Below are 20,885 nucleotides of genomic sequence, written 5' to 3'. Positions count from 1 at the left end.
TTTCAACGTGGCGCGACGGTGTTAAGGTGCCACTGTTTTCAACGCAGGATTGTTACTGGCTAACAGGCAAAACCTAAGCGTTTCACAGCATTTTCGCTGTGGAGCGCTTAGGTTTTTTTTTGCCTCTCGTTTACTCAGGAGAGAAATTTGGCTTAGCGCTTTTTACTGATTTTAAAAAAATGAAATATCGACAGGAAATAGAAAAATTTCCTGCGGCCGGTTACGCACAAAATACTCAATCACAGGTTGTTATCATGGCATATAAAAATAAACTCTATGCGCTCGCCTTATTGACGATATCCCCGCTGTCGGTGGCGCAGGACTGGAACGGAACGGTATTAGGCTTTGAAGCTCCTCCGGAGCCTATTCTGGGCGAAATGCTCGGCATACGTAAAATCCTCAACGATAACGGTTTTACCTGGAACCTCGGATATCTGAATGAAATTGGCTGGAACGGAGGCGGTGGCTATAACCACGACTCCCACGTGGCCTATATTGACCAGTTTGCGCTGACCTTCAACCAGGACCTGGAGCGCTGGACCGGTATCCCGGACGCGCGTATCGAGGGGAACATCGTCAACCGCAACCACAATGACGACCTCACCACCAAACGCGTGCAGGACCCGCGCGTTAACTTTAACGACCTGACCCAGGAGAGCTGGGGCGGACAGTCCATTACCCGCCTGGGCTGGCTGACCTTTGCCCGCAGCTTTGACGACCGGCGTCTGACCTGGCGCATCGGGATGATGAACAAGGTGCAGACCTTCGATCAAATCACCCCCTGTGATTTCCAGCTCCTGTCGCAGTGCGGCGGGAAGTCAGCCAACTCGCTGACGTGGAACAACTGGAACGTTCACACCTGGGGCACCACGCTTGCGTATAAATTAACGCCGACGCTGACCCTGAAGGGCGGCGTGATGGAGCAAAATCCCGAGGCCTCCAGCCGCAGCCACGCGTGGAGCTGGTCGACGAAGGGCAGCAAAGGGGTCTTACTGCCGGTTGAAATCGAAGCGCGTCCGCTGATTAACGGCCTGCCGGGCGCGTATAACCTGGGCGTGGTGTTTACCAACGCGCCGCAAACCGATCTCTATCGCGGCAAATCCGGCGGGGCGGGCGCGACGGACCCGAACGGCTTTGATACCCACAGCCGGACCTGGTTCATGTACGCCGGGCTGAACCAGCAGCTTACGCAGCATCAGGATGACCCGAATCGCGGGTTGAGCACCTCTTTCAGCATGAGCCTTGCGGATCAGAGTACCAACTACATGCACCAGGTTTACGCCGCCTCGCTGCGCTACCGCGGGCTTTTTGACGCGCGGCCGGAAGACTGGATTGGCTTCGGGCTAACCTGGATTGATATGAGCAGCCAGTACGCCCGCAACCAGCGCTATATGAACAGCCTGAGCGGCGTGTCGGACTATAACGATCCGGCGTATCACCCGGAGCCAGGCCACTCCCTGAACGGCGAGTTTTACTACCGTTTTCGTCCAGTGTCGTGGCTTGAACTGCAACCGGGCATTCAGTACTGGCACCATCCCGGCGGCGTATCCCGGACGCAGGATGCCTGGGTGACGGAGCTGAAAACTGTCGTGACGTTCTAGCAATGTCGATCCGCGTCACGTTTCTGACGCGTGATGCATTGAGGCTATGAATGAAACTGATAGAGTGCCAGAACTGGATTGTTACTGCTTAGGCAGGCAAAACCTGATTTTCTGGCATCTGCCGGAGGTCAGGTTTTTTTGTTTCTGGGGTTCAGATGAAAATCGCCAAGATACTCAATAATAACGTGGTGGTTGTTCAGGATGAGCGCGGGCGCGAACAGGTGGTGATGGGCCGTGGGCTGGCCTTTCAGAAGCGCGTCGGCGAAGCGCTGGATACCGCGTTGGTTGAAAAGGTGTTTGCGCTGCAAAGCGATGAGCTGGTGCGTCGACTCGGGGAGTTGCTGAGTCAAATTCCGCTGGAGGTGATGACCACCTGCGACCGCATCATCGGGCTGGCGGCGCAGCGGCTGGGCAAGCTGCAGGAGAGTTTGTATATCACCCTCACCGACCACTGCTACTTTGCGATTGAGCGGCAGAAGAACGGGCTGGCCATCAAAAACGTGCTGCTGTGGGATATTAAACGGCTGTATCCGAAGGAGTTCGAATTAGGGCAGGAGGCGCGGGCCATTATTGCCAGACGCCTGAACGTCGAGCTGGAAGAGGATGAGGCCGGGTTTATCGCGCTGCATCTGGTCACCGCGCAGCTGAACAGCGAAATGCCGGAAGTGATGCACGTGACGCGGGTGATGCAGGAGATCCTGCAGCTGGTGAAGTATCAGCTGCAGCTTGAGTATGATGAAGACTCGCTCAGCTATCAGCGTTTCGTCACCCACCTGAAGTTTTTTGCCCAGCGGATGCTGACACGCACCGTGGTGGAAGATGACGATGTCTCGCTGCATACGGCAGTAAAAGACAACTACGCGAAAGCGTGGAAATGCGCCGAGAAAATCGCCCAGCACCTGAACAAAAGCTATCAGCGCGAGCTGACGACCGAAGAAATTATGTTCCTCGCTATTCATATCGAGCGGGTGAGAAAAGAGGGGCGTTAAGCCTCAAAACAGGATTGTTACTGCATCACGCAGGCAAAACCTGAGCGCGGCCTTCGTCAGAAGGTCGTTCTCGGGTTTTTTTATTTTTTGTACTCAGTCAACAGGTGCCTGCAGGCATCGGATGTAAGGAAATCGAGATGGAATACCAGGCTTTAGCGAAGGATATTCTCGGCCACGTTGGCGGAAAAGAGAACATCGTCAGTCTTGTACACTGCGCGACCCGGCTTCGCTTCAAACTGAAAGAGAATCAACGGGCGGATGCGGAAGGGCTGAAGAAAAACCCGGGCGTGATCATGGTGGTCGAAAGCGGCGGCCAGTTTCAGGTAGTGATTGGCAACCACGTCCACGACGTCTGGCAGGCGGTGCGCAATGAGGCAGGCCTTACCGATGACGCGCCCGTCGTAGAAGAGAGGGGCGAAAAAGGGAATCTGCTGGGCCGCCTGATTGACATCGTCTCCGGGATCTTCACCCCGTTTATCGGCATTCTGGCCGCGTCCGGTATTCTGAAAGGGCTGCTGGCGCTGGCCGTTGTGTGCGGCTGGCTCAGCACTGAGAGCGGCACCTATAAAATCTGGTTCGCCGCCAGCGACGCGCTGTTCTTCTTCTTCCCGCTGGTGCTGGGCTATACCGCCGGGAAAAAATTCGGCGGCAACCCGTTTATTACCATGGTCATCGGCGGGGCGCTCACCCATCCGATGATGATTGCGGCGTTTAACGCCAGCCAGCAGCCGGGCGCGGTATCGGACGCCTTTTTGGGCATTCCCGTCACCTGGTTTAACTACAGCTCGTCGGTGATCCCGATTATTCTCGCCGCGTGGGTCAGCTGCTGGCTGGAAAAGCAGAGCACCAGGCTGCTGCCATCCTCGATGAAAAACTTCTTCGCGCCGCTGATCTGTCTGGGCGTGACCGTGCCGCTGACTTTCCTCGTTATCGGGCCGCTGGCGACCTGGCTGAGCCAGATGCTGGCGAACGGCTATCAGAGCATTTACGTTCTGGCACCGTGGCTGGCGGGCGCGGCGATGGGCGCGCTGTGGCAGGTCTGCGTTATTTTTGGCCTGCACTGGGGGCTGGTGCCGCTGATGATCAACAACCTGGCGGTGCTGGGGCATGACTCCATGCTGCCAATGCTATTGCCCGCAGTGTTTGGCCAGGTGGGGGCAGCGCTGGGGATCTTCCTGCGTACCCGCGATGCCCGTCAGAAGATGCTGGCGGGTTCATCGGTAACGGCCGGGATATTTGGTATCACCGAACCCGCTGTGTATGGCGTAAACCTGCCGCTGCGCCGCCCGTTTATCTTTGGCTGCGTGGCGGGAGCTATCGGCGGGGCGATTGTCGGCTTCAGCGATACCCACGTTTACTCCTTCGGCTTCGCCAATATCTTTACCATCGCCCAGATGATTCCGCCGGGTGGGGTAAACGCCACGCTGTGGGGCGGCGTGATCGGCACCGCGGTAGCGCTGGTGCTGAGCTGCGGCATGACGCTGGTGGCGGGCATGCCGGGACGCTCAGCGCCCGAGGCGGTTGCGCCAGCGGGTGAAAACGATGTGCTGGCACCGATGACCGGGACCGTTCTGGCGCTCGACCAGGTGCCGGATACCACGTTTGCCAGCGGCCTGCTGGGCAGCGGTGCCGCGATTATTCCCTCCGATAACAAAGTGGTGGCCCCGTTTGCCGGCGTGGTGGCCTCGCTGTTTCAGACCAAACACGCCATCGGCCTGCTCAGCAACAGCGGGATTGAAGTGTTAATCCACGTGGGTATCGATACCGTGAAGCTAGACGGCAGGCCGTTTACCGCCCACGTGAAGGTGGGCGACAGGGTACAGCCCGGCGATCTGCTGCTGGAGTTTGACCGACAGGCGATTATCGATGCCGGATACGACCTGGCGACCCCGATAATTATCAGTAACAGCGATGAGTATCGTGACGTGGTGACCGTGGCGGCAACGTCCGTCAGCGCCGGTGCGCCGTTACTCAGCGTAAGCCATCAATAACAGGAGAACGTGATGAAAACTTTCCCGGACGATTTTTTATGGGGCGGCGCGGTTGCCGCGAATCAGGTAGAAGGCGCATATCTGGAGGAGGGGAAAGGGCTATCCACCTCGGACGTTCAGCCGCAGGGGGTCTTCGGCCCGGTGGTTGAGCGCGTGGCGGGCGACAGCGGCATCAAGGACGTCGCCATCGACTTCTATCACCGCTACCCGGAAGACATCAAACTGTTCGCTGAGATGGGCTTTAGCTGCCTGCGCGTCTCCATTGCCTGGACCCGCATTTTTCCGAACGGCGACGAGCTGCAGCCTAACGAAGCGGGGCTGGCGTTTTACGACCGGCTGTTTGACGAGCTGGCCGCGCACAGCATTACCCCGCTGGTAACGCTCTCGCATTACGAAATGCCGTGGGGGCTGGTGAAGCAGTACGGCGGGTGGGGCAGCCGCCAGACCATTGGGTTCTTCGAGCGCTACGCCCGTACCGTGTTTGCGCGCTACAAGGAGAAGGTGAAGCTCTGGCTGACCTTCAACGAGATCAATATGTCTCTGCACGCGCCGATGACCGGCGTGGGCCTGCCGGAAACCAGCAGCAAAGGGGAGGTGTACCAGGCGATCCACCACCAGCTGGTGGCCAGCGCGCTGGCCGTGAAGGCCTGCCACGAGATTATCCCGGATGCCAGAATCGGCAACATGCTGCTGGGCGGCCTGATGTATCCGCTGACCTGCAAGCCGGAAGATGTTCTGGAGACGCTGCAGGAAAACCGCGCGTGGCAATTCTTTGGCGACGTGCAGTGCCGTGGCGCCTACCCGGGCTATATGCAGCGCTTCTTCCGCGACAGCGGGATTCAGCTTGAGGTAACGGATGACGACCGCGAGGCGCTGAAATCGACCGTCGATTTTATCTCGTTCAGCTACTACATGACGGGCTGCGTCACCGCGGATGAGGCCCTCAACCAGCAGGCGCGCGGCAATATCCTGAGCATGGTGCCAAACCCGCATCTGGCAAGTTCCGAATGGGGCTGGCAGATTGACCCCATCGGCCTGCGTACCCTGTTGAACGTGCTCTGGGATCGCTATCAGAAGCCGTTGTTTATCGTGGAAAATGGCCTGGGGGCGAAGGATAAACCGGATGCGGACGGCGTGGTGCAGGATGACTATCGCATCAGCTACCTTAACGACCACCTGGTGCAGGTGCGTGAAGCGATTGATGACGGCGTTGAGGTGATGGGGTATACCAGCTGGGGGCCAATCGACCTGGTGAGCGCGTCTAAAGCTGAACTCTCCAAGCGCTACGGCTTTATTTACGTCGATCGCGATGACAGCGGTAACGGCACGCTGGCGCGCAGCCGTAAGAAAAGTTTCTACTGGTATAAAGAGGTGATTGCCACGAAAGGGGCTTCGCTGAAAGCCTGATATTAATGACGTTGCCCGGCTCTGAGCCGGGCAAATAGATTAGAAAATCATCTTGAATACGCCGGTAACCACTAAGAGCCCTATCAGAAATATAATTAAAATAGCCCACAGTAATATTTTCATTCCTTTCTCCCGCTCATGTATGTCCTGAATAAGTGTAGCAGCGTATTTATATTTGGCGTGAATGCATTGAATTTAATCATTCTCTTCGGGAATAAATTTCCGGGTATTAAAATGTATGACAATTTGCGGATTGCCACGCGTTACTAAAAAAATGAACGATATCGAGCGTAACGTGCGCCTTTATTTTTTGAGTGTATGGCGTCATGAAACGTTCTCTTATTTTATCTCTGAGCGCACCCTTCGCTTTTATTCTGGCAGCCTGTGCGCCTGAACATGCCACGGTGTCTCCCATTAAAACGCAAACCGCTGCGGCGTCGGTGAATACGGTTCTGAATCATCAGGACTGGCCGAAGAATGAGTGGTGGAAAGCGTATAACGATCCCCAGCTTAACGGGCTGATTGCGAAAGCGTTGAGCGATGCGCCGGATATGCAGATTGCCCGTCAGCGCATTACGCTTGCCGAAGCCCAGGCCAAAGCCGCAATGGCCGCTGACGGTCCGCAGATTGATTTTTCCGCCGATGCGGAACGCCAGAAAATGTCCGCCGAAGGGCTGATGGGGCCTTTCGCCCTTACCGACCCGGCTGCAGGCACCACCGGGCCGTGGTACACCAACGGCACCTTTGGGCTGACCGCAGTCTGGGATCTCGATCTGTGGGGAAAAAATCGCGCCCGGGTCGAGGCCCGGATTGGCAAAGTGAATGCGCAAAAAGCGGAGCTGGAGCAGACCCGCCAGCTGCTGGCCAGCAGCGTGGCGCGGCTCTACTGGGAGTGGCAAACTCAGGCCGCAGCGGGGGAGCTTCTCGCGCAGATCAAACATGAGCAGGACAACATAATCGGCGCCGACCGCGAGCTGTATCAGCACGGGATCACCTCGTCCGTTGAAGGGGTGGAAACCGATATCGACGCCAGCAAAACCGAAGAACAGCTGGCAGAAGTCAACGGGAAGATGAAAGCCGTTGAGGCGCGTCTGGTCGCGCTGACGAATTCTTCCTCCGTAACGCTTACGCAGCATGCGCTGCCGACGGTTGACGCCGCGTTACCGCCGACGCTCGGTTATGAGCTGCTGGCACGCCGTCCTGATCTCCAGGAGGCGCACTGGTATATCGAAGCCTCCATGAGCGAGGTGGAGGCCGCCAGAGCGGCTTTCTATCCTGATGTGAACCTGATGGCGTTCTTACAGCAGGATGCCCTCCATCTGAGCGATCTGTTTCGCGCTTCAGCGCAGCAGATGGGCGTGACCGCCGGGCTGACGCTGCCGATCTTCGACAGCGGCAGGCTGAACGCCAGCCTGGATATCGCCCAGGCGCAGAACAATCTCTCGGTCTCGAACTACAACAAAGCGGTGGTCGAAGCGGTCAATCAGGTGGCGCGCACGGCCAGCGAAGTCGAAACGCTGACGGCGAAGAACCGCCATCAGCAGCAGGTCGAAAAAGATGCGGCGCGGGTTGTGGCGCTGGCGCAGGCGCGTTTCAGCGCGGGGATTGTTGCGGGCTCGCGGGTCAGTGAAGCCAGGATCCCGGCCCTCAGGGAAGACCTCGCCGGATTGTTGCTGAAAGGCCAGTATGTCGACGCCACGCTGCAGCTGACGTCGGCGCTGGGCGGCGGCTATCATCATGGCTAAAAATGGTCATTATCTATACTTACCTCTTTGCAGTTTTTCAGGAGGTGAGTATGACCAGAGTAGCGATAGTGACCGCATCGGATTCCGGGATTGGTAAAACCACGGCGCTGATGCTCGCAGAGCGCGGGTTTGATATTGGCGTCACCTGGCACTCGGATGAAAAAGGGGCGCTGGAAACCTGCCGCGAAGTCGAAGCGCAGGGGCAGCGCGCAGAGGCTATCCATCTTGATTTAAGCACGCTGCCGGATGGCGCAAACGCTATTGAAACGCTGATTGCGCGTTTCGGGCGGCTGGACGTGCTGGTCAATAATGCGGGTGCGATGACCAAAGCGCCGTTCCTTGAGATGCCGTTTGACGACTGGCGGAACATTTTCACCGTCGACGTGGACGGCGCGTTTCTCTGTTCACAAATTGCCGCCCGGCAGATGGTGAAGCAGGGGAAAGGGGGGCGGATTGTGAATATCACCTCGGTGCATGAGCACACGCCGCTGCCAGAGGCCAGCGCCTACACGGCGGCAAAACATGCGCTCGGCGGGTTAACCAAATCCATGGCGATGGAACTGGTTAAGCACAACATTCTGGTGAACGCCGTCGCGCCGGGCGCCATTGCCACACCGATGAACGACATGGACGACAGCGAAGTGAAGGAAGGCTCAATGCCGGAAATCCCGCTGGCAAGACCGGGCCACACCAGAGAGATTGCCAGCCTGGTGGCATGGCTGTGCGACAGCGACGCCAGCTACACGACGGGGCAATCGTTTATTGTCGACGGGGGCTTTATGCTGGCGAACCCACAGTTTAAGCCGGAGGGGTAGTTTTCCCTCACCCTAACCCTCTCCCAAAGGGAGAGGGAACTAAAAACACCCTCTCCCTTTGGAAGAGGGCCGGGGTGAGGGGAGGAGACCGCACTCACTCCTTATCCCGCGTCTTATCCCGGTGCTTCAGCCATAGCCTGACCCCGATCACCGCCGCAACCACCAGAATCAACCACGCCCAGTGCTTCAGGTGCTGGTCGAGATTATGCAGCCACGGGCCAATCACTTCGCCCCCGACGTAGCCGAGCGTCGTAAAGATCAGCGCCCAGGCTATCGCACCAAGAACATTGAGCGGCAGGAAAATTTTTGGCGGCAGATGGCTGGCGCCAATCAGTATCGGCCCGATAATGCGAAAGCCATACATAAAGCGCGTGCCGATGACGAACAGATAGGGATGACGCTGAATGAGTCGTTGAGCACGACGGATTTTCTTCTGATGCTTTGCGAAACGCTTAAGCAGCGTTGGCCCGAAGCGCAGCCCGAGAAAGTAGAGCAGCTGATCGCCAATCATTCCGCCGAGCGCGACCGCTGCGACGACCAGCGGGAATTTCAGTAAGCCCTGATGCGCGGCGACGCCGCCTAACAGCGTGATGGTTTCACCTTCTGCCACGCTACCGACGACCAGCGCGGCATATCCATATTGTTCAATAAGTGCGTTAATATCCATTACGTAAATGTTATCTCCCTCAGCGTACCTCGTTTAATCATATACCCCATGAATCAACAGCGGGGAAATCAACGGAAATTTCCCACTGTACATAAAATAATCTAAAGCCTGCATTATACTTAAGGTATCGCTGACGGGCCGACAACAAGGGGGCGCTATGAACCATGTCTGGGGACTTTTCTCCCATCCCGATCGTGAGATGCATGTCATTAAAAGTGAGAACGAAACGGTCTCGCATCATTACACGCACCACGTGCTGCTGATGGCTGCGGTGCCGGTAATATGCGCTTTTATCGGAACAACACAAATCGGCTGGAACTTCGGTGACGGCACCGTGGTTCAGCTTTCCTGGTTTACCGGACTCTATCTGGCCATCGTTTTTTATGGCCTGATGCTGGCGGGTGTGGCGGTAATGGGGCGCGTCATTCACTGGATGGCGCGTAACTACCCGCAACGTCCATCGCTGGCGCACTGTATGGTCTTTGCCGGATATGTCGCGACCCCGCTGTTCTTAAGCGGTATTGTTGCGCTCTATCCACTGGTCTGGCTGTGCGCGCTGATCGGTACCATTGCCCTCTTTTACACCGGATATCTGCTGTATCTGGGGGTTCCAACCTTCCTGAATATCAATAAAGAAGAAGGCCTGAGTTTTTCCAGTTCAACACTCGCCATCGGGGTGCTGGTGCTGGAGGCGCTACTGGCGCTGACGGTTATTCTTTGGGGTTACGGATACCGTCTCTTCTGAGTTCACTGCATTGCTGGCGTAAATGCCAGCAATGCAGCATCTGTTCACGATTATCCGCTGGCGACAACGCCCGGTGACCGCTATGATGCCGAAGCCAGCCTGTGTTTATCCGTTGATACAGGCGGTGTACGTCATGACGTGCGTGAATAATTATCAGAAGTCTCACCATGCTGAAATTCCGAGTCTCTTTACTTAGTCTGGCGCTGCTGCTGGGCGCGTCCGCTGCCGTGCCGGCCGTCGCTAAAACGCCCGCGGTGACCGCCGCTGCTGCTCAGCCGCAAATTGCGTCCGGCAGCGCGATGATTGTCGATCTCAACACCAATAAGGTGATCTACGCCAGCCATCCGGACCTGGTGCGCCCGATCGCCTCGATTACCAAATTAATGACCGCGATGGTGGTGCTTGATGCACATCTGCCGCTGGACGAAAAATTGAAAGTGGACATCAGCCACACGCCGGAGATGAAGGGGATCTACTCCCGCGTGCGGCTGAACAGTGAAATCAGCCGTAAAAATATGCTGCTGCTGGCGCTGATGTCGTCTGAAAACCGTGCGGCGGCGAGCCTGGCGCACCACTATCCGGGCGGCTATGACGCCTTTATCCGCGCGATGAACGCGAAAGCCAAAGCGCTGGGGATGACCAATACGCATTATGTTGAACCGACGGGACTGTCGATCAACAACGTCTCCACGGCCCGCGATCTGACGAAACTGCTGATTGCCAGCAAACAGTATCCGCTGATTGGTCAGCTCAGCACCACCCGTGAAGAGATGGCGACCTTTGCGAACCCGGCCTATACGCTGCCGTTCCGCAACACTAACCATCTGGTATACCGCGATAACTGGAATATTCAGTTAACCAAAACCGGCTTTACCAACGCGGCAGGACACTGTCTGGTGATGCGCACCGTGTTTAACGGTAAGCCGGTGGCGCTGGTGGTGATGGATGCTTTCGGCAAATATACCCACTTCGCGGACGCGAGCCGCCTGCGTACCTGGATTGAAACCGGGAAAGTGCAGCCCGTTCCGGCCGCAGCATTGACGTATAAAAAGCAGAAAGCGGAACAGATGGCGACGGCGCAGAACGACTGAGTCGTTTGTGCGCGCTGATGCCCTCACCCCGACCCTCTCCCTGTGGGAGAGGGGAAAAACACTAAAAACGGTAACCCAGGTTACCGTTTTGCGTTTATTCCGGCAGCGTCCAGTCCCCATCGTTGAGCGAGCGCTGCATAATCACCGTATCCCGCCAGTCGCCTTTCTTATACCCCACGCTGCGCAGCTGACCGACAATATCGAAGCCGTGCTTTTTATGCAGCCGCAGCGAGCCGGCATTATTGTTGCCATCGCCTACAACGGCAATCATCTGCCGCCACGGGCCTTGCTCGCAGCGGGCGATCAGCGCATCCATTAATGCCGAACCAAAACCGCGCCCGGTAATGCTGGCATCCACGTAAATCGACTCTTCCAGGGTATAGCGGTAGGCGTGTCGCGGGCGGTAAGGCGTGGCGTAGCAGTAGCCCACCACGATGCCGCGATACAGCGCGATAAGCCACGGCAAACCGCTCTCAGCCACGCTTTTCATACGCTGACGCATTTCGTCGATGGTAGGGGGGACTTCTTCAAATGACGCGCGCCCGTGCAGCACATGCCATGCATAGATGGCGGCGATGGCATGCACATCATCGGGAAGGGCATCGCGCACTTCCAGTTCGGTCTCGGATAAAACATCAACAGCCGACATGATGTGCCTGCTCCTCGTTATAGAAAGCCGGAGAAACGTTCCTCCGGCGTCAGACGGTTACTCTATTACGATTAAGGCGCGCTAAACAATCTCTCAAATTTGGCTATAGGAATTAATCAGACGCTTGCGTTACGCGCTGCTCCGCGTCCGCGCTCTCTTTCCAGTATTTCTTCCGCGTTGTTTTACCAATGCCGGGATTCATGCTGTTTGTAGGGTCATTCTCGCGATAAAACTGCTTAAGTGCGTCAGGGGCTTTATAAAGATGCCCGACGTTATGTTCCGCAGGATATTGTGCGCCGCGTTCACGCAGCAGGGCGAGCATCTGCTCCTTCAGTTCGTGCGGATCGACCCCTTTTTTGACGATGTAATCCTGATGGAAGACATAACACATAAAGTGGCCGTAATAGAGCTTATGCACCAGCTTGCTGTCGATTTCCGGCGGGAGGTGCTCAAACCACTCGGTATCATTACGTCGCAGGGCGATATCCAGCGCCAGAATGTCTTCCACCTCTTCGGAATGCACCGCCTGATAACGGATGGCGGCGCCCGCGGCGGCAAAACGGTGCAGGAACGCTTTGCTGCCCTCTTCAGGCGTACAGGCAAAGAAATCCCCTTCGGCGGTTTTGAAGAATTCGGTCAGCCAGGACCGCGCTTCGGTAATTCCGTCTCCGGCCATTTTCAGCAGCAGGTGGTGCTCATACTTATCGCGCCAGGTTTTCATTCGCTCCGGTAAGTGCGCCGGGAAAACGTTGCCCAGCTTCTGCATAAAGCGGTCGGTGAAGTGGGGTTTGAACAGCGACACTTTCTCCAGCATCGCGTCGGTGCGGCCCTTCATGGTGAAGAAGAACGGCATTTTGTCGGTGCCGAGCTTGTCGATCATCAGGAACGTATCTTTGCCGTAACGCTCGGCGATGTCGTAAATGTCCCGGTGCATGTACTCGCCCGCCACCGGCAGATGGGTGAATTCGCCCAGAATATGACGACGAATTTCGGTCAGAACCTCAGGCTGATTGGTACCAATGTAAAACACCTGCTGCTTTTTCTCCGCCGGGAAGGTATCCAGACGTACGGCAAACACGGCCAGCTTCCCGGCGCAGCCGGAGGATTCAAACAGGCGGTCCGGGTCGGCGTTGTAGCGCGCCGGCGTATCGGCGTCGATATCCCGCACGCGGGTGACGTAGTCGTGATCGTGCGCATGACGACCGTCGTGCTGAACGTCTTCGTCCTTCACGCGATCGTCGTCGAGCTTGCTGAGGATCTGTTCCGGCGTTACGCCGAGATCGATACCCAGATGGTTCACCAGCGTCAGCTTGCCGTTTTCGTCAATACGGGCAAACAGCGACATCTCGGTGTAGGCCGGGCCGCGCTGCACCAGCGAACCGCCGGAGTTGTTGCAGATCCCACCGACCACCGAGGCGCCAATGCAGGAGGAGCCAATCACCGAGTGCGGCTCACGGCCCAGCGGCTTAAGCGCTTTTTCCAGGGAGTAGAGCGTCGTGCCGGGGAACGCGAGCACCTGCTCGCCTTTATCCAGCAGGTGCAGTTTGTCGAGGCGCAGGGTGCTGATAATCACGATGTCGCGATCGTAATCGTTGCCGTTCGGCGTGGAGCCTTCGGTCAGGCCGGTATTGGCGGCCTGCATTAAAATAATCTTGTCGGCGGCGACGCATGCGCTCAGCACGCGCCACAGCTCCAGCAGCGTGCCGGGGAAGACCACCGCCAGCGCCTCGCCCTGACCGGAGCGGAAACCTTTGCGGTAGCGGGCGGTTTTGGCCGGGTCGGTAAGCAGGTGAGAGGAGCCAACCAGGCGCGACAGTTCGTTAATAAAAGTCGTGTTATCGTTTGTTCGAACAGAAGTCATCTTCCACTCCTTGTGGTGGGGCAAATTTCTCGCTGTAAAGCATAGCGCGATTAACTGTTAAGCGGTCGAGTATTCACGAGAAAAATCAGAGAATAACCCTGCAACGTTTCGAGGGTTTGTGGCACACTGCGCTTTTCGCACGGTATGGCCGAGATCGTCCGGCGGTTATTGATGAGAGAGTAAAACGACATGAAATGGCTATGTTCTGTAGGTGTCGCCGTCAGCCTGGCGCTGCAACCTGCGCTGGCAGAGGATTTGTTTGGTAATCACCCGCTCACGCCTGAAGCACGGGACGCGTTTGTCACGGAATTGCTCAAGAAAATGACGGTTGATGAGAAAATCGGCCAGCTGCGTCTTATCAGCGTCGGTCCGGATAACCCGAAAGAGGCCATTCGCGAGATGATCAAAGACGGGCAGGTAGGGGCCATCTTTAATACCGTCACCCGCCAGGATATCCGTAAGATGCAGGATCAGGTGATGGATCTCAGCCGCCTGAAAATTCCGCTGTTCTTCGCCTATGACGTGGTGCACGGCCAGCGTACCGTTTTCCCGATTAGCCTCGGTTTAGCCTCCTCCTTTAACCTCGACGCGGTGAAAACCGTCGGGCGCGTGTCGGCTTATGAAGCGGCGGACGACGGCCTGAACATGACCTGGGCACCAATGGTGGACGTCTCGCGCGATCCGCGCTGGGGCCGCGGTTCGGAAGGCTTTGGTGAAGACACCTATTTAACCTCCACGATGGGGAAAACCATGGTGGAAGCGATGCAGGGCAAAAGCCCGGCGGATCGCTACTCGGTGATGACCAGCGTCAAACACTTCGCGGCCTATGGCGCGGTTGAAGGCGGGAAAGAGTACAACACCGTCGACATGAGCCCGCAGCGCCTGTTCAACGACTACATGCCGCCGTACAAGGCAGGGCTGGATGCGGGCAGCGGCGCGGTGATGGTGGCGCTGAACTCGCTGAACGGCACGCCTGCGACGTCCGATTCCTGGCTGCTGAAAGACGTGCTGCGCGACCAGTGGGGCTTTAAGGGCATCACCGTTTCTGACCACGGCGCGATTAAAGAGCTGATTAAGCACGGTACCGCCTCCGATCCGGAAGACGCGGTGCGCGTGGCGCTCAAGTCGGGCATCAACATGAGCATGAGCGACGAGTACTACAGCAAATACCTGCCGGGGCTGGTGAAGAGCGGCAAGGTCACGATGGCGGAGCTGGACGATGCCGCGCGCCACGTGCTGAACGTGAAATACGACATGGGTCTGTTTAACGATCCGTACAGTCATCTTGGGCCGAAGGATTCTGACCCGGCAGATACCAACGCCGAAAGCCGTCTGCACCGCAAAGAAGCGCGTGACGTGGCGCGCGAAAGCGTGGTGCTGCTGAAAAACCGCCTCGACACGCTGCCGCTGAAAAAATCCGGCACCATTGCCGTAGTGGGCCCGCTGGCCGACAGCAAGCGCGACGTGATGGGCAGCTGGTCTGCGGCAGGCGTAGCCGATCAGTCCGTGACCGTGCTGACCGGGATTAAGAGTGCCGTGGGTGATAACGCGAAAGTGGTGTACGCCAAAGGGGCGAACGTCACCAACGATAAAGACATCGTCACCTTCCTCAACCAGTACGAGGAAGCGGTGAAGGTCGATCCGCGCACGCCGAAGGAGATGATCGACGAGGCGGTGAATACCGCGAAACAGTCTGACGTGGTTGTCGCGGTCGTGGGCGAAGCGCAGGGTATGGCGCACGAGGCCTCCAGCCGTACCGACATCACCATTCCGCAGAGCCAGCGCGATCTGATCGCCGCCCTGAAAGCCACCGGCAAGCCGCTGGTGCTGGTGCTGATGAACGGTCGTCCGCTGGCGCTGGTGAAAGAGGACCAGCAGGCTGACGCCATTCTGGAAACCTGGTTCGCTGGTACCGAAGGCGGTAACGCCATCGCCGACGTGCTGTTTGGTGATTACAACCCGTCGGGCAAGCTGCCGATGTCCTTCCCGCGCTCCGTCGGGCAGATCCCGGTCTACTACAGCCACCTGAACACCGGTCGCCCGTATAACGCCGACAAGCCGAACAAGTACACGTCCCGTTACTTCGACGAAGCTAACGGCCCGCTGTATCCGTTTGGTTACGGTCTGAGCTACACCACCTTCAAGGTTTCTGACGTGAAAATGTCGGCACCGACCCTGAAGCGTGACGGCAAAGTTACCGCCAGCGTCGAGGTGACCAACACCGGCAAGCGCGAAGGGGCAACGGTGATTCAGATGTACGTTCAGGATGTCACCGCCTCGATGAGCCGTCCTGTTAAGCAGCTGCGCGGCTTCGAGAAGGTCAACCTGAAGCCTGGCGAAACCCAAACCATCAGCTTCCCGATTGATGTGGATGCGCTGAAGTTCTGGAACCAGCAGATGAAATACGATGCGGAACCAGGCAAGTTTAACGTCTTTATCGGGGTGGATTCCGCCCGCGTGAATAAAGGCGAGTTCGAGCTGCTGTAACCTTCCTTCCTTTGCATCCCCCGGCTTCCGGGGGATGCGTCTTACGTTATGCTAAAAAGGCATTTTGCCGGGTAAATCCGCTGTTTTAAGCTACGCTTTTCTCTCAAGCCTCTGAAAAAGGCGATAAAAAAATGAGGATAGCGGAATGACGATTGCAAAGGGGATGTTGGGATCTGCGGTGCTGCTGGCGGCGCTAAGCCTGCCGTTACAGGCGGCGGAGCCGGTAAAAGTGGGCTCAAAGATCGATACCGAAGGCGCGCTGCTCGGCAATATTATTTTGCAGGTGCTGGAAAGCCACGGCGTGAAAACCGTCAATAAAGTTCAGCTGGGCACCACGCCCGTCGTGCGCGGGGCGATCACCTCCGGCGAGCTGGATATCTATCCGGAATACACCGGCAACGGGGCATTCTTCTTCAAAGATGAAAACGATCCGGCATGGAAAAACGCCAAAGCCGGGTATGAGAAAGTCAAAAAACTCGACGCGGAACAGAACAAGCTGGTCTGGCTGACGCCGGCCCCGGCCAACAACACCTGGACTATCGCCGTGCGCAAGGACGTGGCGGAGAAAGGTAAGCTGACTACGCTTGCGGATCTCAGCCGCTATCTGAAAGAGAAGGGCGACTTTAAGCTGGCAGCGTCCGCGGAGTTTATCGAGCGTCCTGACGCGCTCCCGGCGTTCGAAAAAGCCTACGACTTCAAGCTCGACCAGGCGCAGCTGCTCTCGCTGGCGGGCGGGGATACGGCGGTAACCATTAAGGCGGCGGCGCAGCAAACTTCTGGCGTTAACGCGGCAATGGCCTACGGCACCGACGGCCCGGTGGCGGCGCTCGGCCTGCAAACCCTGACCGATCCTAAAGGCGTACAGCCGATTTACGCCCCGACCCCGGTCGTGCGTGAGGCGGTGCTGAAAGCCTATCCGGAGATTGCCGACTGGCTCAAACCGGTCTTCGAAAAACTGGATGAAAAAACGCTGCAACAGCTGAATGCCAGCATTGCCGTCGAGGGGCTGGATGCCAAAAAAGTGGCCGCCGACTTCCTGAAACAACAAGGGCTTGTGAAGTAACGGGAAAGGGCTGTGCCAATAAAATGTCATAACCGCGTACTGCTGCTGTTGGCCTGCGTGGCCATCGCGGCAGTCGCGCTGCCGTTTGTGAATGTCGCCCCTAACCGCCTGATGTCAGGGGAAGGGCGCTCTCTCTGGGACGTCTGGTCCTTTACGCCGTGGTGGCTGACGGCGGCGCTGGGCGCGTGGGTTGCGCTTTCGCTCTGGCAAGGGCGCACGGCGCAGTGGCTGACGCTGCTCCTCTCTGAAGGGCTCTTCATCGTGCTGTTCTGGAGCGCCGGGCTGGCGGCGACCCATATGGCGTCGGCGGAAAGCCCGCTGGCGAGAACCACGGTGGGCAGCGGCCTCTGGCTGTGGCTGGCGCTGTGTCTGCTGGCCAGCAGCGACGCCATTCGTCGACTCATCACCAGCGCCGTCTGGCGCTGGGTGCTCAACGCGCAGATATGGTGCATTCCCTTGTTCCTGCTGTTCAGCGGTGAGCTGAACAATCTCTCGCTGCTGAAAGAGTACGCCAACCGTCAGGAGGTGTTTGATGATGCCCTGGCGCAACACCTGACGATCCTTTTTGGCACGCTGATCCCGGCTCTACTGATCGGGATACCGCTCGGCATGTGGTGCTATCGTCATCCTTCACGCCAGGGTGGGGTGTTTGCCGTGCTCAACGTGATCCAGACCATCCCTTCCGTCGCGCTGTTTGGCCTGCTGATTGCCCCGCTGGCGGGGCTGGTGAAGTCATTTCCGGTGCTGGGTACGCTCGGCATAGCCGGAACGGGGTTAACGCCCGCGCTTATCGCGCTGGTGCTGTATGCGCTGCTGCCGCTGGTGCGCGGCGTGGTCGCGGGGCTGGGTCAGGTCGCGCCGGATGTGCTTGAAAGCGCCCATGCGATGGGGATGAGCGCGCGGCAGTGTTTCTGGAAAATTCAGCTGCCGCTGGCGCTGCCCCTGCTGCTGCGCAGCCTGCGGGTGGTGGCGGTACAAACCGTCGGCATGGCGGTGATAGCGGCGCTGATTGGTGCGGGCGGCTTTGGCGCGCTGGTGTTTCAGGGGCTGCTCAGCAGTGCCCTCGATCTGGTGTTACTGGGCGTGGTGCCCACGATTGCGCTGGCGGTTGTCGTCGACGCGCTGTTTGCCTTATGGCTCGCGCTGCTCAGGAGAAGAGCCAATGATTGAATTTCATGATGTCAGTAAAACCTTTGCCGGTCGCCCGGCGGCGAGCCACCTGAATCTGAACTTTGCCGAGGGAGCGTTTTCCGTGCTGATTGGCACCTCGGGCTCGGGAAAATCCACCACCCTGAAGATGATCAACCGCCTGGTTGAGCACGACAGCGGGCTGATCCGCTTTGCCGGGGAAGAGATCCGCAGCCTGCCGGTGCTGGAGCTGCGCCGCCGTATGGGCTATGCCATTCAGTCTATCGGCCTGTTTCCGCACTGGACGGTGGCGCAGAACATCGCCACCGTGCTGCAGCTGGAGAAATGGTCGCGGGCAAAAATCGCTGACCGGGTGGATGAACTCATGTCGCTCCTGGGGCTGGAGCCCGCGCTGCGCGACCGCTATCCGCACCAGCTTTCCGGAGGCCAGCAGCAGCGCGTGGGCGTGGCGCGCGCGCTGGCGGCTAACCCGCAGGTACTGCTGATGGATGAACCCTTCGGCGCGCTGGATCCGGTCACGCGCGGGGCGCTGCAGGCGGAGATGACCCGCATTCACCGCATTCTCGGACGCACGATCGTTCTCGTGACGCACGATATTGATGAAGCTCTGCGCCTGGCCGACCATCTGGTGCTGATGGATCATGGCGAAGTGGTGCAGCAGGGCTCGCCGCTTGAGCTATTAACATGGCCGAAGAACGACTTTGTGCGCGAGTTTTTTGGCCGCAGCGAGCTGGGCGTGAGGCTGCTCTCCCTGCGGACGGTCAGCGACTATATGCGTCGGGAGGAGGTACCGGTGAGCGGCGAACCTCTACAGGCGCAGATGAGCCTGCGGGATGCCCTCTCGGCGTTTGTCGCGCGCCAGTGCGAGGTATTGCCCGTCTCGGACTCGCGCGGTACGCCGTGCGGAACCTTACATTTTCGCGATCTGCTGGCCGGGGAGGTGACGCGTGAAGGCACTGCGTGATCCGCTCCTCTGGCTGGTAGCGCTCTTTGTCGCCTTACTGTTTCTGATGCCCCACAGCGCGGCGCTGTTTAACGCTCTTTTCCCGGGGCTGCCGCGGCCGGTTTATCAGCAGGAAAGCTTTATTAATCTCGCCCTGGCGCATCTCTGGCTGGTGGCGCTCTCAAGCGTCATCGCGGTTGTGTTGGGGGTTGGGGCAGGCATCGCGGTCACGCGGCCTGCGGGCAAAGAATTTCGTCCGCTGGTGGAGACGATAGCGGCGATTGGCCAGACGTTTCCCCCGGTGGCGGTGCTGGCGATAGCGGTGCCGGTGATGGGCTTTGGTCAGCAGCCCGCCATTATTGCGCTGATTTTATACGGCGTATTGCCGGTGCTGCAGGGCACGCTGGCGGGCCTCGCGGCGGTACCGGCGTCGGTGCTGAGCGTGGCAGAAGGGATGGGGATGAGTCGCGGTCAGCGGCTGCGCAAGGTTGAACTGCCGCTTGCGGCACCAGTGATTATTGCCGGGATCCGTACCTCGGTGATTATTAACATCGGGACGGCGACCATTGCGTCTACGGTCGGTGCCAATACGCTGGGAACGCCGATTATTATCGGCCTGAGCGGGTTTAATACGGCTTACATTGTGCAGGGGGCGGTGCTGGTCGCGCTGGCGGCAATCGTCGTCGATCGCCTTTTTGAGCGGCTGGCGCTGTACCTCAGCCGACACCGCCGCGAACAATAAACGAGTATCCTGCCAGCATCACGCCGCCGATACCGCTCACGGCCATCAGGACAAAAAGGGTAATAATGGCCAGTTTGGTTGCCTTCATCATGTGCTCCTGTTGTTAACGGAACAATTATACGGTGAAGCGCAGCTGTTAATGAACCATTAAATGCCGTTATGGCTCATCCGGGCCAAGGGAATAAACCGGGTAACCATTCTCTCGCCATTCCGTCAGCAGCTGCTGCTGCGTGGCGGACGGCACTTCTCCACACCAGACTAGCAGGGTCTGACCGTCGAAAAACTCGGGCTTAAGCTGCGCCAGCGAGTGCGCCAGGACATCCACGCGCCAGCCCTTCTGGGTCGCAATCCACGCTTCCAGCCACAGGCGGGTGGTATCGTGCACGTTCCAGCCGACCACCAGCGCATCTTTTCCGGCTTTGTTCTTCGCTGAGGCAAGGCAGACGGCAATATAGTTGATCAGTACCCCGTCGAGCATGCTCAGCAGCGCCTGCAGGGTGGACTGCTGGCATTGCAGACGTCGACGGAGCGGAATGAAAAGATGGCTGATCAGCGTCTGTGCCGGATAGTCGCGGCCCTGCTCTTTTATCCATGCGCGCAGGCGCTGAAGATTTCCCGCCTGTAGAAGCCGCAGCAGGGTTTCCTGTTGTTCGCGCCAGAGGTGTTGCGTGTCCGGGTCATCATGGCTCAGCAGGGACTTCACTTTGCCGACCTGCACTCCGTTGTCGATCCAGCTTTTAATTTCGCGGATGCGGTCGATATCGGCCTCATTGAAAAGGCGATGCCCACCGTCGGTCCTCTGCGGTTTAAGCAATCCATACCGTCGCTGCCACGCCCGTAGGGTAACGGGATTGATATCACAAAGGAGTGCCACTTCACCTATCGTGTAAAGCGCCATATTCGCCCCCTGGCTTACGCGTTCCCAGCTTAACTGTAGACC

The 20,885-nt window shown here is 58.0% G+C and carries 18 protein-coding genes and 1 pseudogene; 13 read left to right on the top strand and 6 right to left on the bottom strand.

What is annotated here, in order from left to right:
- Nucleotides 1-254 precede the first annotated feature (254 nt).
- The 4 genes and pseudogenes from HB664_RS18050 (at nt 255) to HB664_RS18035 (ending at nt 5,988) form a co-directional block, all read left to right on the top strand.
- A complete protein-coding gene (locus HB664_RS18050; protein ID WP_219939941.1) occupies nt 255-1,601 on the top strand; it encodes a carbohydrate porin in 1,347 nt (448 codons plus the stop codon).
- Nucleotides 1,602-1,756: 155 nt separating this feature from the next.
- Nucleotides 1,757-2,590, top strand: coding sequence for a BglG family transcription antiterminator LicT (licT, locus tag HB664_RS18045; protein ID WP_032658940.1), 834 nt, complete (start codon nt 1,757-1,759; stop codon nt 2,588-2,590).
- Between the two features lie 24 nt (nt 2,591-2,614).
- Nucleotides 2,615-4,581, top strand: a pseudogene (bglF, locus tag HB664_RS18040) (PTS beta-glucoside transporter subunit IIABC).
- A 12-nt stretch (nt 4,582-4,593) separates the two neighbouring features.
- Nucleotides 4,594-5,988: a glycoside hydrolase family 1 protein gene (locus HB664_RS18035; RefSeq protein WP_219939939.1), complete on the top strand. Its 1,395-nt coding sequence runs from the start codon at nt 4,594-4,596 to the stop codon at nt 5,986-5,988.
- Nucleotides 5,989-6,027: 39 nt separating this feature from the next.
- Here HB664_RS18035 and yohP read toward each other — a convergent pair whose 3' ends face one another.
- A complete protein-coding gene (yohP, locus tag HB664_RS18030; protein WP_000698460.1) occupies nt 6,028-6,111 on the bottom strand; it encodes a small membrane protein YohP in 84 nt (27 codons plus the stop codon).
- A gap of 203 nt (nt 6,112-6,314) precedes the next feature.
- Here yohP and mdtQ point away from each other — a divergent pair, with 203 nt between their 5' ends.
- Both mdtQ and HB664_RS18020 read left to right on the top strand, forming a co-directional pair.
- Entirely contained in the window at nt 6,315-7,733 is a 1,419-nt protein-coding gene (gene mdtQ / locus HB664_RS18025; protein WP_219939938.1) for a multidrug resistance outer membrane protein MdtQ, read from the top strand.
- Between the two features lie 50 nt (nt 7,734-7,783).
- A complete protein-coding gene (locus tag HB664_RS18020; RefSeq protein ID WP_219939937.1) occupies nt 7,784-8,548 on the top strand; it encodes an SDR family oxidoreductase in 765 nt (254 codons plus the stop codon).
- 94 nt (nt 8,549-8,642) lie between these two features.
- Here the strand turns inward: HB664_RS18020 and HB664_RS18015 are convergent, their stop codons facing one another.
- Complete coding sequence (locus HB664_RS18015) at nt 8,643-9,215, bottom strand: DedA family protein (protein WP_219939936.1); 573 nt, start codon at nt 9,213-9,215, stop codon at nt 8,643-8,645.
- Between the two features lie 157 nt (nt 9,216-9,372).
- Between HB664_RS18015 and HB664_RS18010 the strand changes: the two genes are divergently transcribed.
- Both HB664_RS18010 and pbpG read left to right on the top strand, forming a co-directional pair.
- A complete protein-coding gene (locus HB664_RS18010; protein ID WP_023312454.1) occupies nt 9,373-9,960 on the top strand; it encodes a Yip1 family protein in 588 nt (195 codons plus the stop codon).
- Between the two features lie 167 nt (nt 9,961-10,127).
- On the top strand, nt 10,128-11,051 hold the full coding sequence (pbpG, locus tag HB664_RS18005; protein WP_023312453.1) for a D-alanyl-D-alanine endopeptidase: 924 nt from the start codon (nt 10,128-10,130) through the stop codon (nt 11,049-11,051).
- A 94-nt stretch (nt 11,052-11,145) separates the two neighbouring features.
- Here the strand turns inward: pbpG and HB664_RS18000 are convergent, their stop codons facing one another.
- On the bottom strand, nt 11,146-11,700 hold the full coding sequence (locus HB664_RS18000) for a GNAT family N-acetyltransferase (protein WP_143346740.1): 555 nt from the start codon (nt 11,698-11,700) through the stop codon (nt 11,146-11,148).
- A 112-nt stretch (nt 11,701-11,812) separates the two neighbouring features.
- Nucleotides 11,813-13,561 (bottom strand): D-lactate dehydrogenase, encoded by a 1,749-nt coding sequence (gene dld, locus HB664_RS17995; protein ID WP_219939935.1) that lies wholly within the window; start codon nt 13,559-13,561, stop codon nt 11,813-11,815.
- Between the two features lie 189 nt (nt 13,562-13,750).
- On the opposite strand from dld, the gene bglX reads away from it, so the two are divergent.
- The 5 genes from bglX (at nt 13,751) to HB664_RS17970 (ending at nt 19,945) form a co-directional block, all read left to right on the top strand.
- Nucleotides 13,751-16,048: a beta-glucosidase BglX gene (gene bglX, locus HB664_RS17990; RefSeq protein ID WP_219939934.1), complete on the top strand. Its 2,298-nt coding sequence runs from the start codon at nt 13,751-13,753 to the stop codon at nt 16,046-16,048.
- 145 nt (nt 16,049-16,193) lie between these two features.
- The gene (locus HB664_RS17985; RefSeq protein ID WP_194304614.1) at nt 16,194-17,111 is read left to right on the top strand and encodes an ABC transporter substrate-binding protein; all 918 of its coding nucleotides are present in this window, start codon (nt 16,194-16,196) and stop codon (nt 17,109-17,111) included.
- A gap of 12 nt (nt 17,112-17,123) precedes the next feature.
- Complete coding sequence (locus HB664_RS17980) at nt 17,124-18,281, top strand: ABC transporter permease (RefSeq protein ID WP_219939933.1); 1,158 nt, start codon at nt 17,124-17,126, stop codon at nt 18,279-18,281.
- Nucleotides 18,274-19,224, top strand: a complete 951-nt coding sequence (locus tag HB664_RS17975) for an ABC transporter ATP-binding protein (protein WP_039263145.1) — start codon at nt 18,274-18,276, stop codon at nt 19,222-19,224. Before HB664_RS17980 ends, HB664_RS17975 begins: the two co-directional genes overlap by 8 nt.
- A complete protein-coding gene (locus tag HB664_RS17970) occupies nt 19,208-19,945 on the top strand; it encodes an ABC transporter permease (RefSeq protein WP_064672827.1) in 738 nt (245 codons plus the stop codon). The genes HB664_RS17975 and HB664_RS17970 overlap by 17 nt, the downstream gene beginning before the upstream one ends.
- Here HB664_RS17970 and HB664_RS17965 read toward each other — a convergent pair.
- On the bottom strand, nt 19,920-20,033 hold the full coding sequence (locus HB664_RS17965) for a protein YohO (RefSeq protein WP_008500895.1): 114 nt from the start codon (nt 20,031-20,033) through the stop codon (nt 19,920-19,922). The genes HB664_RS17970 and HB664_RS17965 overlap by 26 nt on opposite strands.
- A 69-nt stretch (nt 20,034-20,102) precedes the next feature.
- On the bottom strand, nt 20,103-20,843 hold the full coding sequence (gene mlrA, locus HB664_RS17960) for an HTH-type transcriptional regulator MlrA (protein ID WP_033146010.1): 741 nt from the start codon (nt 20,841-20,843) through the stop codon (nt 20,103-20,105).
- Nucleotides 20,844-20,885: the final 42 nt, after the last annotated feature.

The organism is Enterobacter sp. DNB-S2, assembly GCF_019443845.1.
GTDB classification, from domain to species: Bacteria; Pseudomonadota; Gammaproteobacteria; order Enterobacterales; family Enterobacteriaceae; genus Enterobacter; species Enterobacter asburiae_B.
The sequence above is the reverse complement of the archived record's forward strand: the minus strand, read 5'-3'. Positions and strand labels throughout refer to the sequence as shown.